General features: G+C 54.6%; 14 protein-coding genes, 1 tRNA gene and 1 pseudogene. 8 read left to right on the forward strand and 8 right to left on the reverse strand.

The window, feature by feature from the left end:
- Positions 1-93 precede the first annotated feature (93 nt).
- The 5 genes from AC6T8Q_RS05010 (at position 94) to AC6T8Q_RS05030 (ending at position 5,149) form a co-directional block, all read left to right on the forward strand.
- Positions 94-1,455: a DUF1015 domain-containing protein gene (locus tag AC6T8Q_RS05010; RefSeq protein WP_500678032.1), complete on the forward strand. Its 1,362-nt coding sequence runs from the start codon at positions 94-96 to the stop codon at positions 1,453-1,455.
- Between the two features lie 255 nt (positions 1,456-1,710).
- Entirely contained in the window at positions 1,711-2,457 is a 747-nt protein-coding gene (locus tag AC6T8Q_RS05015; protein ID WP_500678033.1) for a ParA family protein, read from the forward strand.
- Complete coding sequence (locus tag AC6T8Q_RS05020) at positions 2,450-3,424, forward strand: ParB/RepB/Spo0J family partition protein (RefSeq protein ID WP_500678034.1); 975 nt, start codon at positions 2,450-2,452, stop codon at positions 3,422-3,424. Before AC6T8Q_RS05015 ends, AC6T8Q_RS05020 begins: the two co-directional genes overlap by 8 nt.
- A 202-nt stretch (positions 3,425-3,626) precedes the next feature.
- A tRNA-Pro gene (locus AC6T8Q_RS05025) sits at positions 3,627-3,701 on the forward strand.
- Positions 3,702-4,150: 449 nt separating this feature from the next.
- Complete coding sequence (locus tag AC6T8Q_RS05030; RefSeq protein WP_500678035.1) at positions 4,151-5,149, forward strand: acyl-CoA desaturase; 999 nt, start codon at positions 4,151-4,153, stop codon at positions 5,147-5,149.
- A 58-nt stretch (positions 5,150-5,207) separates the two neighbouring features.
- On the opposite strand, the gene AC6T8Q_RS05035 is transcribed toward AC6T8Q_RS05030, so the two are convergent.
- The gene (locus AC6T8Q_RS05035; RefSeq protein ID WP_500678036.1) at positions 5,208-5,864 is read right to left on the reverse strand and encodes a hypothetical protein; all 657 of its coding nucleotides are present in this window, start codon (positions 5,862-5,864) and stop codon (positions 5,208-5,210) included.
- A 551-nt stretch (positions 5,865-6,415) separates the two neighbouring features.
- On the opposite strand from AC6T8Q_RS05035, the gene AC6T8Q_RS05040 reads away from it, so the two are divergent.
- On the forward strand, positions 6,416-6,925 hold the full coding sequence (locus AC6T8Q_RS05040; protein WP_496919673.1) for a thioredoxin domain-containing protein: 510 nt from the start codon (positions 6,416-6,418) through the stop codon (positions 6,923-6,925).
- A gap of 248 nt (positions 6,926-7,173) precedes the next feature.
- Here the strand turns inward: AC6T8Q_RS05040 and tsaD are convergent, their stop codons facing one another.
- Genes tsaD through AC6T8Q_RS05055 form a run of 3 tightly spaced genes read right to left on the reverse strand, consistent with a single transcriptional unit; the run spans position 7,174 to position 10,105 of the window.
- On the reverse strand, positions 7,174-8,202 hold the full coding sequence (gene tsaD, locus AC6T8Q_RS05045; protein WP_500678037.1) for a tRNA (adenosine(37)-N6)-threonylcarbamoyltransferase complex transferase subunit TsaD: 1,029 nt from the start codon (positions 8,200-8,202) through the stop codon (positions 7,174-7,176).
- Between the two features lies 1 nt (position 8,203).
- Complete coding sequence (locus AC6T8Q_RS05050) at positions 8,204-8,896, reverse strand: class I SAM-dependent methyltransferase (protein ID WP_500678038.1); 693 nt, start codon at positions 8,894-8,896, stop codon at positions 8,204-8,206.
- A gap of 51 nt (positions 8,897-8,947) precedes the next feature.
- Positions 8,948-10,105: a DUF1207 domain-containing protein gene (locus AC6T8Q_RS05055; protein ID WP_500678039.1), complete on the reverse strand. Its 1,158-nt coding sequence runs from the start codon at positions 10,103-10,105 to the stop codon at positions 8,948-8,950.
- Positions 10,106-10,299: 194 nt separating this feature from the next.
- Here AC6T8Q_RS05055 and AC6T8Q_RS05060 point away from each other — a divergent pair, with 194 nt between their 5' ends.
- Both AC6T8Q_RS05060 and AC6T8Q_RS05065 read left to right on the forward strand, forming a co-directional pair.
- Positions 10,300-10,608 (forward strand): MTH1187 family thiamine-binding protein, encoded by a 309-nt coding sequence (locus AC6T8Q_RS05060; protein ID WP_500678040.1) that lies wholly within the window; start codon positions 10,300-10,302, stop codon positions 10,606-10,608.
- Positions 10,609-10,632: 24 nt separating this feature from the next.
- On the forward strand, positions 10,633-11,106 hold the full coding sequence (locus AC6T8Q_RS05065) for a flavin reductase family protein (protein ID WP_496919668.1): 474 nt from the start codon (positions 10,633-10,635) through the stop codon (positions 11,104-11,106).
- On the opposite strand, the gene AC6T8Q_RS05070 is transcribed toward AC6T8Q_RS05065, so the two are convergent.
- From AC6T8Q_RS05070 to AC6T8Q_RS05085, 4 genes and pseudogenes are all read right to left on the reverse strand, one after another.
- Complete coding sequence (locus AC6T8Q_RS05070; protein WP_500678041.1) at positions 11,050-12,003, reverse strand: PEP-CTERM sorting domain-containing protein; 954 nt, start codon at positions 12,001-12,003, stop codon at positions 11,050-11,052. The two genes, AC6T8Q_RS05065 and AC6T8Q_RS05070, sit on opposite strands and share 57 nt — an antisense overlap.
- A gap of 479 nt (positions 12,004-12,482) precedes the next feature.
- Positions 12,483-12,686, reverse strand: a pseudogene (locus AC6T8Q_RS05075) (type II secretion system protein); the annotation flags it as partial.
- Entirely contained in the window at positions 12,683-13,471 is a 789-nt protein-coding gene (locus AC6T8Q_RS05080; RefSeq protein WP_500678042.1) for a PEP-CTERM sorting domain-containing protein, read from the reverse strand. The gene AC6T8Q_RS05080 and the pseudogene AC6T8Q_RS05075, both read right to left, overlap by 4 nt.
- A 190-nt stretch (positions 13,472-13,661) precedes the next feature.
- Positions 13,662-14,288, reverse strand: a complete 627-nt coding sequence (locus tag AC6T8Q_RS05085) for a hypothetical protein (protein WP_500678043.1) — start codon at positions 14,286-14,288, stop codon at positions 13,662-13,664.
- Positions 14,289-14,563: the final 275 nt, after the last annotated feature.

Below are 14,563 nucleotides of genomic sequence, written 5' to 3' on the forward strand. Positions count from 1 at the left end.
GAAGCCGGCGGTTTTTTTTTGCGCCCACATTTCGTACACTGACCCGCTTAGTTCTCACCTCCGACCCCTAGCCCCTGAACCCTCTCTCCCGCTATGCCCAACATCAGTGCCTTTCCCGGTATTCGCTATGACCTCGCCCAAGTTGGTTCGCTGAGCAATGTGATCGCTCCGCCTTACGATGTCATCGACAGCCAACTGCAGCAACAGCTCTACGACCTGCACCCCGCCAACTGCGTGCGGATCATTCTCGGGCAGGACCAAGAAGGCGACGACGAAGCCAACAACCGCTACACACGCGCGGCGAAGACGATGCGCGGCTGGCTCCGCGAAGGGGTGCTCTTCACCGAGGGCGAGTCCGCGCTTTACGTCTACCACCAAGTCTTCACCGAACGCGGCCAGGAGTTCACCCGGCGCGGGTTCATGTGTCGCGTGCGCCTGGAACGCTTTGGCGAGGGGAACATCTACCCTCACGAAGAAACTCACGGTGGGGCGAAGGCTGATCGACTCAAACTGTGGAAAGCTTTGAAGGCGAACTGCAGCCAGATATTTGGCCTTTACCCTGACGACGCAAACACAGCTCAAGAGATCTTGGAAGAAGCGATTCGTGGTGTGGCACCGCTCGAAGCGACCGACCACCTGGGAGTCCTGCATCGCATTTGGCCCGTGGTCGACATCCATGTCAGCACACAAGTGAGCGGGGCCATGGGGGGGCTGCCAATCTACATTGCCGACGGCCATCATCGCTACGAGACCGCCTGCAACTATCGCGATGAACTAGCCGCCGAGATGGCCGAACGTGGCGAACAGCTCGATGCCGAACATCCCGCGAACTTCGTGATGATGATGTGCGTATCAATGAGCGACCCCGGCATGATCGTGTTGCCGACGCACCGGTTGTTCCGTGGCTTGCCCAAGATGACTGCCGCCGAGTTGAAAGAAAAGCTCGCGAGCTGTTTCGATTTTGAAGACGCCGGCCAAGGTGCCGAACGTGCCCCCGGCCTGTGGGAAGAGATTGAAATGGAAGGCGAGCAGGGGACTTTGGCGTTCTTCACGGCCGAGGATCAAGCCTGGACGATTGCACGCCTGAACATGGCAGGCCAGAAAAGAATGGCCGAAGTTGCCTCCGATCACTGTGCCGACTGGCAAGGCCTCGGCGTGAGCATTCTACATCGGCTGGTCATGGATACACTTCTCGACCAGCCCAATCTTCCCGCACCGAAATACGTGCGCGCGATTGATGAAGTCGTCGAAGGCCTCCAGCATGGCGACGCCGCGGGTCGTGACCACACAGGCCAGATGGGAAGCGGTGGCCGCTTCGAACTCGCCGCGATGGTGATGCCGGCCACGGTGGAACACATCCGCGCGATCTCAAACGCCAACGAGCGGATGCCAGCCAAGAGCACCTATTTCTATCCAAAGCTGCTCAGCGGGTTGTTGTTTAATCCGCTGGAGTAAGAATGGCGGAGGGGGGAAGGCGGAAGGCGGACTGAATATTCTCCGCACTCCGCCTTCCCCCTTTCCTTTGTTTCACGTGAAACGATTCTCCCTAAAAGTGCTAGCAGCGCGACTTGGCAATTTGCGCGTTCCACGTGAAACGCGCTGACTCGTCCGGATGTTTCACGTGAAACGACCTCCGCGGCTCCCTCGCGCCGATAATAAAGCCCATGGGACTGCCATCCCTGGGCGTGACATCGACAGAGGATTTTGTGCATGGGCCGCGTGATCTGCATTGCCAATCAGAAAGGGGGCGTGGGCAAAACGACCACCGCTCTCAATTTGGCGGCGCTGCTAGCACTCGCCGGGCAACGGACTTTGTTGGTCGATCTCGATCCGCAGTGCAACGCTACGAGCGGCCTGGGCCATCGACCCACTGAGCGGCATGCCTTGATTGATAGCCGGCCGTTGCGGGAATCGTTTGTCGCCACGACACAAGACAATTTGTCGCTGCTCCCGGGAGCCCGCAGCTTTCAGGACGTCGACGCGTTGGCCCATTCGTCGGACAGCCAATCGAACATGCTCTCGACGCATTTGGCCGGGAGCTTGGGCTCGTTCGACGCGGTGCTGATCGATTGCCCGCCGTCGCTCGGGCAATTGACGCGGACCGCGCTAGCAAGCGCGAGCGAAGTGCTGATGCCGATCCAATGCGAATATTTCGCGATGGAAGGACTGACGCAAATGATCGATGTGATTCGCCAAGTGATGCAGCGGCCCAACAGCCGGCTCTCATTTGGCGGAATCTTGCTGACGATGTACGACGCGAGCCTTGAGCTCACGGCCGAAGTCGACCGCGAGGTTCGCGACTTTTTTGGCGAAGTCGTGTTTCAAACTGTGATTCCCCGGGACGTTGCCGTCTCGGAAGCGCCGAGTCATGGATGCTCGGTGGTTGATTATGCTCCGCGATCGAGGGGTGCGCGGGCTTACGTGGAACTTTGCTTGGAGGTAATGGACCGTGAATAAAGAACGCCGCTTGGGCCGTGGTTTGGAAGCGCTGTTGGGTTTCTCGAATGAGGCCCCCGTGGGCAGCGAGAATTTTGCGGGCGAACCTCAAGCTCCATCGCATCAATTCGAGCATGGCGACAACTCCGCGGGGCAGCAATGGATCGATCTGGTCATGATCGATCGCAATCCGTATCAGCCTCGCCAACAATTCGACGAAGCTGAGATCGCTGATTTATGCGACAGCATCCGCACCCACGGATTTTTGCAACCGATCGTCGTGCGTCCCATGATGGGACGTTTTCAAATCATCGCAGGTGAACGCCGTTTCCGCGCCGCGCAGCTTGCCGCCTGGAATCAGGTCCCTGTGCTGGTTCGCGAAGTCGATGACCGGCAGATGGCCGAGCTGGCGATTGTCGAAAACGTCCAACGCAAAGATCTCAACGCCTTAGAAAAAGCGGCATCTTTCCAACGCTACATCCAAGAATATGGTTGCACCCAGGAAGAGCTCGCTGGCCGGGTGAATGTCGACCGCTCTACGGTGGCCAACTTGATTCGCTTGCTTGAGCTACCTGAACAGGTGAAACAACTGGTGGCCGCGGGAGAAATTTCTCAGGGTCATGCCCGGGCGCTGTTGCCGCTGGGCGATGAAGAAGAACAAAAAATGTTTGCCAAACGGATCGCCGCCGAATCGCTTTCGGTACGGACAACTGAGCAGCTTGTGTCGGAACATATCCAACGTGCCGACGGCGAGCCGCTGAAAGTATTCTCCGGCGAGGGAACTTCTGCGCCCGCCAACGTGTCCGTAAGTGGTCACCTCTCCCAGCTGGAAGATCAGCTTCGGCTCGCTTTGGGAACCAAAGTCGAGCTACGTCAGTCGGCCAAGGGGAAGGGGAAGATCACGATCCACTTTGGAAATCTCGATGAGTTTGACCGGCTCAAGGGAATCTTGACTGGCGAAAGCACGATGTTCCGGGAAGTGGGTTAGGTCGGACGAACCGCTGATACACGCTAATATTCGCTAATTTTGTCCATGGCGAAGCGTTGATCAGCAGTGCAGAATTTGCTCAAATTACAGCCAAAATCGGCGGATTTGTGTACATACTTACACGTTCGCATTGCCGAACCTGTGGCCGATCTGTAATATCCATACTCAATCTTAGCCGGATCGCAACGCGGTCCGTGCGTCACGGGGCGTAGCTCAGCCTGGCTAGAGCGCCTGCTTTGGGAGCAGGAGGCCGCATGTTCGAATCATGTCGCCCCGACTTTCTTCTCTTTTCACGCGGTTTAGCACCGCATCCACATGAGCCTTGGCAAGAATTTTTGTTCTCCAAAGGTTTCTTCCTGAATCAAGCGGCTAAGCTGGTAAAGTTCAGCTTCTCTAAAATCGCTAAGTAGTACTAAATCACTAACGTTGATGGTGCAGGCACTTGCAGTCTGATCATCCGACTTTCACACGAGTTGAGATCAACTAACAAGACATCTGCTTGGGTTATCAGGAATAAATATAAAAAATAGTAAATTTAAGTTATTTGAATACGGCAGGCAAATTTTATTGCAGTATTAATCAAGTGCGGTACTTAATTTGCTCTCTAATTATTGGCCCAGCATGCGTACGTGGTGTTCGCGTTTTGCGTTGGGAATACGGTGGCTGAATTGTTTTAGATTGTCACGGTTAGAGACAACTCGACTTTTACCGTTAGGTGGTCAATCTTTGCCTGCTCCTACCGCCTCTAAACCTGTTGCTCCGGCCTTTCCATTACCGACTCTCGTCGACGTAACGACGCTGCAGCGCGATTCGATCATTTCATTTGTCGTGATGCACATTCTAGCCCTGGGAATTTTTTTCCCGTGGTTTTTTAGTTGGACCGGCGTGATTACCTTCTGGGTGGGTGTCATCATTTTCGGCCAAGTGGGCATCCCCGTCTGTTACCACAGGCAACTGACACACAAGAGCTTTAAGACGCCGAAATGGCTTGAACACACCTTCGTCGTTTTTGCTTTGTGCAGCGCTCAAGAAACGCCGGCCAAATGGGTGGCATGGCATCGTAGGCATCATGTCCATTCCGACGAGCGGGAAGATCCACACACGCCGTTGGTAAATTTCTTGTGGGCGCACATCGGCTGGCTCTGCGTAAAGAAACAAAGCGGCACACCGCTGTCGTTCTACGAAAAATACGCCCGCGATATCTTGCAAGATCCGTTCTATATGTATCTGGAGCGTTCGCGACTCGCGTTTGCCTGGATTTATCTGCTGCACGCATCGCTCTATTTCCTCGTGAGTTGGGGAATTTCTTATCTTGTGCTACAAGACAACGGGGCCGCCTTGCAATTGGCGATGAGCGTGTTGGTGTGGGGCGTTTTTGCTCGCACGGTGTATGTTTGGCACATCACGTGGAGCGTCAATTCGTTGTCGCACATCTTCGGCTATCGCAATTTCGAAACGAGCGATCACAGCCGCAACAATTGGTTTGTGGCGTTTATTACCGGTGGCGAAGGTTGGCATAACAACCATCACGCCGATCAAGCAGCCGCTTCTTTACAAACCCGCTGGTGGGAATTTGACCTGAATTACTACTTTATAAAAGGCTTGGAGTCGGTTGGGCTGGCAACCGACGTCGTACCCATCGCACGACATCGACGAACGAGGTCACCCGACATTGACGGCGGACAGATTGTGGAAGTAGCCAGTTCCGACGGGTCCATGCAATAGTAAGGACCAGGGCTTACTGCTTGGCGAAAAGATCAACAGGAGCCTACCCGGCCATCTATTAACGCTTTCGCACTTTCATCCCCACGAACACGAAAGCGGCCAACAGTATGATGCTTGCCGGTTCTGGGATGCGTGTGAACTGAAAGTTGACGTTGCCCGCTTGGGGATTCCCAGGATCGAGATTCGTGTAGTCGCCGACCGCGCCGCCACCCACGATTCCCACGAACGCGCTGCCGACCGTGCCGTAAGTCGTCGGGATAATCGGAGCCCCCGATCCCCAGCCGGAGCCCGCGCCACCGTCCGAGGTGATCACCAGATAATAGGTGCCGGCATCGAGCGAAGGTCCGAATCCGTAAAACGAAACGGGCGCATGCGTGCCGGGGGGATTGTCGGGAAAAGTGCCCGTCATCGTGGCCAGGACATTTGCGGCGGTCGCCGTGTCGCCGATTGCGTCGGTGAGGTACAGCGTGAAATCGCTTTGTGGGCCGCCGGTGCCATTGCCATTGAGGAACACATGGATTCCATCAAGTGTGATCGCCTGGTTGAGCGTGAATTCTTGCCCAATGATGAGATTCACTTCAGGATCGAAGCTGAAGCCGACCCCATAGCCGCCGTTCCCATCTGGTTCGGTGCCGACAATCAAATACGCATGCAATGCATTGTTAAAGGCCGTTGCTAACGTGAGTACCAAAACGGTTCTAAACAACAGTTGCATAGTGTTTATCCCTTAGATGTCGATCACAATGAAATTTGATCATGACGAAGAGCAGGCATGAAGCTGCGATTGTAGGGTGGAAAACTGCACGCGTCGATTTCAATGGAATAAAGTTTCTGCGACAATCCGCACGGAATTGCGTCAAGTTGTTTTTGGGTAAGGGGTTATGGCTTGCGAGTGCAGTCGGCATGATAGCAACAAATCAGGTTGATTCGCGCAAAATGTCGTGGGTTTGCCACCGCGCGACTTGAATTCGACGCGAGGCCCGTTAAGATTCGCCCATGCTCCTTCGGAATGGAGCACCGCGAGGCAGAACGAGTTTGCCTGCGGGGAGTGATTTCCCACCTTGAGTTTCCTTCCTCTATTTTTTGGGCGAACAGTCAGGATGACTTGCGAAGGCTCGTTTCTCATTTGAGCCTGTTCAACGACTAATCGCCTTTTCCCTGCCTCATGCTTTCCCATTAAGAGCCTGACCAGTGTGTCGCTGGTCGACTTATTTTTTTGGACGAGGAATCCGCGCAAGCGTCGTCCTCGCCGCGAAAGGAGTTGAAATGGTTGAATTTTTGGCAATGACCGTGATTGCGTTCTCGACTTTGGGCGTTTCCGTCGATTCGGTTGAGTGGCAATCAGACTACGGCCAAGCCCTGGAAGCCTCGCGGGCCGAAGCCCGTCCTTTGTTGATCGTGCTCGACAACCCGAGCGATCCTCAAGCAGCTGCTGAAGAAGAGCAACTCACCGCCGAAGGCGAGCAAGAAGAATTGCTTAACGCTTACGAATGCTGCCACGTCGACGTGAGCACAGAATACGGCAAGAAGGTGGCTGACGCCTTCAAGGCCGAAGAATTTCCGTTTGCCGCGATCATCGACAAGACCGGTTCGGTCGTGTTGTGCAAGAAGACCGGCAAGGTGAGCGACGAAGAATGGCAAGCTACGCTGGCCACCTATCAAAATGGTGAACGGGTGAGCAAGATCCAAACGTCGTTCTTCCGTGGCGATGTCGATAGCTCGGTGAAGAGCCCCTCGTACTGCCCTTCGTGCCAACGCAAGGCACAGGGTTTGTAAGAGACGTTTGTTAGAAAAAATTACGCGACGATATGTCGAGAATTTGAAGCAGTGCGGCTGACCCAGGCCGCACTGCTTTTTTTGTTGCGCGGATGTTGGGAAAGGTACTACGAAAGGCGCGAAATACACGAACCAGAGAAAGCCGCTGCCCCGGGTGTGTGGTCGGCAGGACCTCTCGATCACCCGGGGCTAAGTTTTATCGGAATAAATGTAGGGCGAGCCGTCAGCGTGAGCGCCCGGAGTATTTCTCAATGCCTTACAAGCCCTGCCGAAATATCGAGCGACAGATCTTCAAACAAACCGGCTTGATAACGCTCGACGGCGATCGCTCCCATGATCGCGTTGTCGGTGCAGAGTCTGAGAGGAGGGATGAACAGTTCGTAGCCGTTTTGTTTGGCTTGGGCTTCGATTCGCTCGCGAAAGCGTGAGTTGGCAGCAACGCCGCCGCCGACGCAGAGCCGCGTGTACTGGGTTTTTTTCATCGCGAGATCGGCCTTGGCCAGCAAGCAATCGATGACTGCTTCCTGAAAGCTCGCCGCCATGTCGGCCACGAGTTGCGGATCGAGCTGAGCCGCCTGACCCATCTCGGGGCGACCGGGGCCAAAGAGTTCGTAGCGGACGGCGGTCTTCAAGCCGCTGAAGCTGAAATCGAGTCGGTCCTTATTATCAAGAAGTGGCCGTGGGAGATGAAATTTTTGGGGATCGCCTTTTTCAGCCGCTCGCTGAATGGCTGGTCCACCGGGATAACCCAGACCGAGCATGCTCGCGACTTTGTCGAAGGCTTCGCCCGCGGCATCGTCGATGGTGCTCCCGAGGGGCGTGAAGTCGAGGGCCGTTTCGCAGCGGTAGAGATTCGAGTGCCCGCCGCTGACGATCAGACCGATGCAGGGAAACACATCGCGGCCACTATCGATGCGGCAAGCATAGATGTGCGCCTGCAAGTGATCGATGGCGATCAGCGGCAGATTGTGAGCAAAGCTGAGCGTTTTCGCGGCGATCAGGCCAACCAACAGTGACCCCGACAAGCCGGGTTGATTGGCAATCGCAATGGCATCGAGATCGCCGAGTTTGAGATTAGCCTGAGCGAGCGTCTGCTCGATCACTGGCAAGATACGTTCGACATGAGCGCGTGAGGCAATCTCGGGAACGACGCCGCCGTAGTTGTCGTGGAGATGACTTTGCGAAGCGACGACCGCGCCGAGGACTTCGAGTTCGTCGGTAACGACGGCCGCGGCGGTTTCGTCGCAGGTGGTTTCTAGGGTGAGAATGCGGACCATCTTAGCCTACGGCGGGTTGAATTTGAGGCACGGTTTCAGTGGCGGGCAACGTCTTGGCGAAACGGAGATGATGAACCCAGGCGGGAGGAACATTGGCGAGTACGCATTGGCGGGCGAATTCCCAATTGGCGAACTCGTCGTTGAGTAGTTTTTCAATGCCCAACAGCCGAGTGCGTTCCGACGAGGAACTCACGAGTGCCTTGGCTTTGCGAATCGCGACGTATTCAAAGAAGCTGAGCGTACAACCTTCGGCGGCGAGCTTGTGGAAGTGGCTGAGAACTTGTTCGACAAAGTCACATGAGAAATTATTAAGCGGCAAACCCGAGACAATGCACTCGTATTTTTCGTCGTTGGGGAGTTGTTCGATGGGCATTTCGAGAACACGAACACGATTGGCGACCTTTTGCCAGTTGGGCTCGCTGGCGAGCCGATCACGCAAGGTTGCCGCAAAGCGTGCGTTGAGCTCCACCAAGTCGAGTCGATCGTTCGGACCGAGGCGGCGAATGATCTCGGTGGTGACAGCACCCGTGCCGGGGCCAACCTCGAGGACGCGGCGAGGGAGTTCGTCGCGGCCGACTTGACTGGCCAGGGCTTTGCAGAGATTACGACCGCTGGGGAGCACCGCTCCCGTGGTGTGAAAGGTTTGACGAAATTCCCGCCAAAAGACCTGATATTCTTTGAAACGTGCTCCCATGGACGTATTTTATGTCCGCAACAGGGGAGTGCCTACCCGAAAGGAGATGACCTAAAAGTCGTACCAGAGACCGACACCGATCTGCTGCTCGAATTGCAGCAGCGGGCCACTAAATGCGTATTGGTCGCTCTTGCCGTTGAAGTATTGCACGCCAGTACGGAAGACGCGACCGGTATTACCCCGCCAGAGCCAACCCGCTTGAGCGGTCAAGCTACCACCGAAGTCGAGTTCTTGCCGCAATAGGCCGTTGATCGCGAAGAAAGGAGTGCCACCCGCACCGGTGGGACCAGGTTGAGCGTAGTCAACGCCGAATTGGAATTCCCAGGGTTCGGCGCCTTCGTCTGCATAGAAGGCCCAACCCGCTTCGGCGTACCACCGCCAAGCGGGACGCGGAAAGAACGAGGTACCAAAAACGAGTACGTCACGAGAATAGTTCACTCGATCGTCAGGCGGGAAGTTTTCGCGCTGGATAAATTCGTCGCCCAGATGCGAGCTGAGGTGATAGTACGAGAATTTGAATTGAACCAAATCAGTCCCATAAACCAGCGGGATACCGAATCGAAAGTCCGACGAATCAAGATCCCAGTTTTCATCGAGATTCAAACGGGGCATGGCAGCGCCTTCGATTTGCAGTTCCCAACCATAAGGCTGATTATTAACTCGTGTGCCATAACGCACGATGGAAGCACGGCCACCCAGAGTAACATCAAGGAGCGAGACTTCATTGTGAACGTCTTTGAAGAACGTGCCCGACATACGTGGTTCTTTGGGACCCGCCCAATAGGAATGCCAGATCACGTCCGACGGCAAGATTTCCCAGCCCCAACCGCAATTGGCTGCGGGGGCATGAGTCGACATGAAGGGAGTGCCTGCTGTTTGCTCGACATAGATCGGCTGCGGCGCGACGGCCGCTGGCACGCAGTAGCCGTTCATGCTGTTGCATTCAGGTGGGCAAGGTTCGCAATCGATGTATTGCGAAGGCTCGATGATCGGTTCGGAATCTTCGGGCTCGACATCTTGCGCGATGTGCAATTGGCGATAAGGCGACCAGTTCGAGTTGCGACCGCCAACCGATTGAGCATCCGCGCGCGAACACAAGCAATCGCAGAGTGCGAAGCCGGTGAACAACAGTGCGAATACGATTCGCGAAGCCATGGTGTAGTAAGTCGCAGCGTTGGCGGGTGGTTGGGTCGTTAGCGCACTAAACACAAGTTGCGATGTGCGAAATTTCGGCGTGGAGAGTATTGAATTGAGTTCGCTCAGCGAAGGGCGATATGGGCAGTTATCGCCCAAATTGTGGCTAGTCCATGAGTTTACGTGCTAGCAAACCAGGTCGACAGCGTCACAAAACTCCGTAAAATGCAGTCGCAGTGCTAGCAAGCAAGATGGAAGGACGAGGCGTTATGGTCCTGTTAGAGATGAGCATCGTGCCAATGGGCGTTGGTGAAAGTGTCAGCCAATACGTCGCGGAATGCGTCGATTTGGTCGATAAAAGTGGCCTCGCCTACGAAGTGCATTCGATGGGCACGATTGTCGAAGGGGAGCTTGATGAGGTTATCGATCTCATGCGTGCTTGCATCGAACGGATGGCCAAGCATTCCGATCGAGTCACTTGCTCGGCAAAGCTCGATTACCGTCGCGGCAAGAGCGGTCGCTTAACGGCGAAGGTCGATAGCGTCGAGCAAAAATTGGGTCGATCCATCAAGCGATAAGAAATCAACGAGAAGGAACTCACGATGAGCCAAGCAGATTTTGATCCCGTGTTGGGACGCGTACCGAGCGGTATCTTCATTCTCACCGTGGGCTCGGGTGAACGGGCGACGGGAATGCTCGCTAGTTGGGTCATGCAAGCCGGCTTTGAACCACCGATGGTGACGATTGCCGTCAAAAAGGGGCGCTATGTCGAAGACTGGATCACCCGCGGCGATCCGTTCATTCTGAATCTTGTGGCGGAAAAACAATTCGACCTACTTAAACATTTTGGCAAAGGCTTTGAACCAGATCAGCCAGCATTTGAGGGCTTAAACATTCGTCATTGTGCGCGAGCCGTGCCCATTCTCACCGATTGCCTGGGGCATCTGGAATGCGAGCCGGTGTCGCATTTCGATTCAGGCGATCATCGGATATTCCTGGCCAAGGTCGTGCGTGGCGGGCTACAGGGTGAAGCGGCGCCGATGGTGCATATTCGCAAGAGCGGCAAGAACTATTAAGCCAACGAGGCTTGTCGGTTCAGGAACTTGTAGCACACCGATTGGCATGGTTTCGCCAAAGACCGTGCCGTAATTGTTTTGCCAGATGAGTAAGTCAGCCGTGTCGACAATTCCGTTGAGTGAAGCATCGGCCACGGTGCGCGAGGTGGAGCCCGCCAGCCGCTGCCACAGCAGAAAATCGCGACCGTCAACGTCGTCGTCGAGATCGAAATCGCCGGGCAATGTGGCCGCTTCGTAAATGGCGAGCGCATTGGCAGACAATTCTTCATTGTCGGTGAAGTAATTGAAAATAATCAAAAACGGATCGCTCGATGCATAAGCGTTTGAGGTAAATCGAGCGATAAAGCCATAGACCCCCGCCGGAGCGACTGCGTCGTCATCCAAGCCGTAAAAGATCAAGGAATGATTGTGATAGCCCGTTTGCCCAGCCACTTGATTGGCTAGTAAAAACGGAGGCGGCGATTGCTGAGCATCGGGTTTGAGCGTGAGAGTTCGCGCACCCGTTCCAAACAAATGAAACTCGGCGGGAGATTCTTCCACTGCTTCCGTTTCGGGATTCCAATACCACAACACGCGGTGCTCAGCCGTGGGAGAATCAATCACGGGACGTGCTAGAACTTCCAGCGACAGATTAGCTGTGCCCGTCATGTCGTGAATATCTAAACCAGGGATATCCCACAGAACGACGTTTCCAATGCCAGGGAAGCTATCGACGCCAGAAAAATCGTCGTACTCATCTGCCTGCCCATAAATCTGTGGCGCGAATATTTGGTCGAACGGATGTTTCACCACAAGACGGTTGGATTCCACGAAGATATCGAGCGGAGTGCCATGACCGAACGCATGATTCGCCGTGAGGCAAACGAGAGTTATGCAAAAGAAGATACGAATATTCATCAGGGAGAACTCCAAATCTCATCAGGTTTGGCAAAATCGAATTCCTCGTCGATCCACGTGATAATCTGATCGGCAGGGATCAATTCCACATGGCCATCGAGGAACAAGTAGTGAGCGGCATCGGCATGCCGTTCGAGTTGGATGTCTGTCCGAACTTTGGACTCGACGCGGTCCCAGTCGATGTTGATTTGGTCGAACCACTGGGAGCAGTGAGCATGTTCGACGTCGGGGCTCGCTGCTTGTTTGTCGGCAATTTCAAAAATCACCATCGTCCTACTGGTGGCGGCAACCTTATTCATGTTCCGCACAGCATCGGGGATCGTGGGAGCCGCTATGTAATCGTTGATCACATAGCTCGTGGCTCGCGCGTCGAGTCGTTCTTTCCACAACAAATCGTCGGGACAGATTCGTAGGCCATCGACGTTTTCAAAGTAGTCCGCCAGTGTATAAATCCACGATTTATCAGCACCGGCCGTATGCGACCAATCGGGAAACTCGCCATCGTGAGTATCGCAATACTGGTGGAGGGCCAGTCCAATCTGGCGCAGGTTGTTCTTGCAGTTGGCAGAGCGCGCGGTGGCCCGCGCGCTCTGCACTGCAGGGAGAAGCAGGCCCACGAGGACGCCGATGATCGCGATCACGACCAAGAGCTCCACGAGGGTAAATGCTCGCTGACGGTTCACGACTGGATTCTCCGTCGGGAAACGAACAAGGTGAGAGCCAAGCCCGCCAACACCAGTGTCGAAGGCTCGGGAACACCGAGCACTTGAACCGCCGAGTTTGGCACATTCAGCGCGCCGATGGCCGCCGCAACATCTGACCAGGGGACTCCTTTGTGCATCACAAAGTAGTAAGGATCAGAAGCTTCTAGCGAGGAATCGTTACTGGAAAGTATCAAACTCGCGAGATAAATACCGTCGGCAGGTTCACTGGAAACGGTGCCTGTTTGAGGACCACTCCCTGCGGGTGAAGTGGTGCCATCGCCCAGGAAACGCAAGCGTGCTGTCGAATGAGCTTCGCCATCATATCCGGCAGCGATCGCAGGAAATGTCAAGTTTAATGACGAAGTGTTATCAACCGTGGTAATTGACGCGGTCGGGTTGATGAGTTGACCATCACCACCCACCGAGCCACCGCGGTAGTATTGCAGTTCCGCAGATCCAGCATCGCCGAAGCTTGCTCCGTTCCAAAGCTGCAATCCGGTCAGGAAATTGATCGAAAAGCTGCTGCCAACGGCGAAGGTTTGATCCACGCCGTAGGCCAATCCAGGGCCAGAATAATAAACCGGTTGTCCTGGGGCCGTGGGATGCTCGGGCGGATTTACTTTCGTTTCTGGACGAGCGTACCACACGTTGCGATAGTCCAACACTTCCATCACGTACACGGTCTTGGGCGACGTGAGTGGCTCGTAAACATCGTTGAGAATGCTACGAGTAACGATCTTGCCGTCATTAGCCGTGACCTGCATTTGAGGCCCGTGGGCATAGGTAGCCTGTACTGCCAATGTAAGTGCGCATGCGCATACAAAATTTTTAAAATACATCAGATCAAAACCTTTCTTGTGTCGTCGTACAAAGATGAAACCATCGAATGCGCAGCACCGAATCGGTCTGCGATACGATTGGAAAAAAGAAATTCAGTAATTTGCCGTTAGAGATTTACAGAACGGCAAATTCTGGGGGTGGTACGACCGCATCAAAGCAAGGCGGTTGATAGAAAAGATTCTCGGCGATGAAGACTTCCTCGCCGGGCAGAATCGGCAAGTCGGTGCCGATTTTGTCGGTGGGAATCGAGGGTGGGAGCAAGGAGAGCGACAGGGAATTCCCTTGGCATTTCAACGCGTTGATCGCAATTATTCCCGGCGCATATTCTTGAGAATCGGATTCGGATTCCGAATCGCAGCTTGGGTTGTCTCGGCTGCAACTCGTTGTCTTGCGAGCAGCCAAGGCGCGCTTTCGGCAGCAGGGCTTCATGTCGGCCAATTCAGAGTCCTGAAGCGTTTCCACGGCAACTTGCTCTAGCAGAAATGCGGGAGCCGATACGCCGTTTTCTTGGGCCCAAGCCAATTTCTGTGCGTTTGTAAAACAGCAGCAATCTCGCCAACACATCTCAGCATTAACGCAGCCGCAGCCGCAATTCATACAGGGGAAGAACTCTCGGATTTCCTTGGCGAAGGGAAGGTCCACGGGAATTCCGACGGTCGCAATCGCGATCGAGACAGCAGTCAACACCCCTGCAAATTTAAGCAGGAAATCGCAAATCAGGCGACTTTGGGGCTGTCTCACGGCAAGATTCGCCAAACGGCGTTCGTTTCAGGGGAATCACTGAGTTTAGTCGTAGCGATAATACGGGTCAATTGGCCGCGAGTTTTTCGGTGAGATAAGCCGGTCCAATTATGGCCGTTCGTTGGCGAACTACATTTATATTAACGGAGAATGTGTTCATTCTTCTGGTACTGGTTTTAGTGGCGCGGCTATCATTAAGGATTGATGAACTCGTGGTGGGTGTTCACCAGGCAACTGTGCCACCGCGTCGATTTCCTTTCCCTGCAAACAATAGG

The sequence above is a fragment of the Bythopirellula sp. genome (genome assembly GCF_041737835.1).
GTDB lineage: Bacteria > Planctomycetota > Planctomycetia > Pirellulales > Lacipirellulaceae > Bythopirellula.

Coding starts and splice junctions, on each gene's coding strand:
- AC6T8Q_RS05010 (WP_500678032.1), top strand. CDS start 94: ATGCCCAACATCAGTGCCTTTCCCGGTATTCGCTATGACCTCGCCCAA.
- AC6T8Q_RS05015 (WP_500678033.1), top strand. CDS start 1,711: ATGGGCCGCGTGATCTGCATTGCCAATCAGAAAGGGGGCGTGGGCAAA.
- AC6T8Q_RS05035 (WP_500678036.1), bottom strand. CDS start 5,864: ATGCAACTGTTGTTTAGAACCGTTTTGGTACTCACGTTAGCAACGGCC.
- AC6T8Q_RS05040 (WP_496919673.1), top strand. CDS start 6,416: ATGGTTGAATTTTTGGCAATGACCGTGATTGCGTTCTCGACTTTGGGC.
- tsaD (WP_500678037.1), bottom strand. CDS start 8,202: ATGGTCCGCATTCTCACCCTAGAAACCACCTGCGACGAAACCGCCGCG.
- AC6T8Q_RS05050 (WP_500678038.1), bottom strand. CDS start 8,896: ATGGGAGCACGTTTCAAAGAATATCAGGTCTTTTGGCGGGAATTTCGT.
- AC6T8Q_RS05060 (WP_500678040.1), top strand. CDS start 10,300: ATGGTCCTGTTAGAGATGAGCATCGTGCCAATGGGCGTTGGTGAAAGT.
- AC6T8Q_RS05065 (WP_496919668.1), top strand. CDS start 10,633: ATGAGCCAAGCAGATTTTGATCCCGTGTTGGGACGCGTACCGAGCGGT.
- AC6T8Q_RS05070 (WP_500678041.1), bottom strand. CDS start 12,003: ATGAATATTCGTATCTTCTTTTGCATAACTCTCGTTTGCCTCACGGCG.
- AC6T8Q_RS05080 (WP_500678042.1), bottom strand. CDS start 13,471: ATGCAGGTCACGGCTAATGACGGCAAGATCGTTACTCGTAGCATTCTC.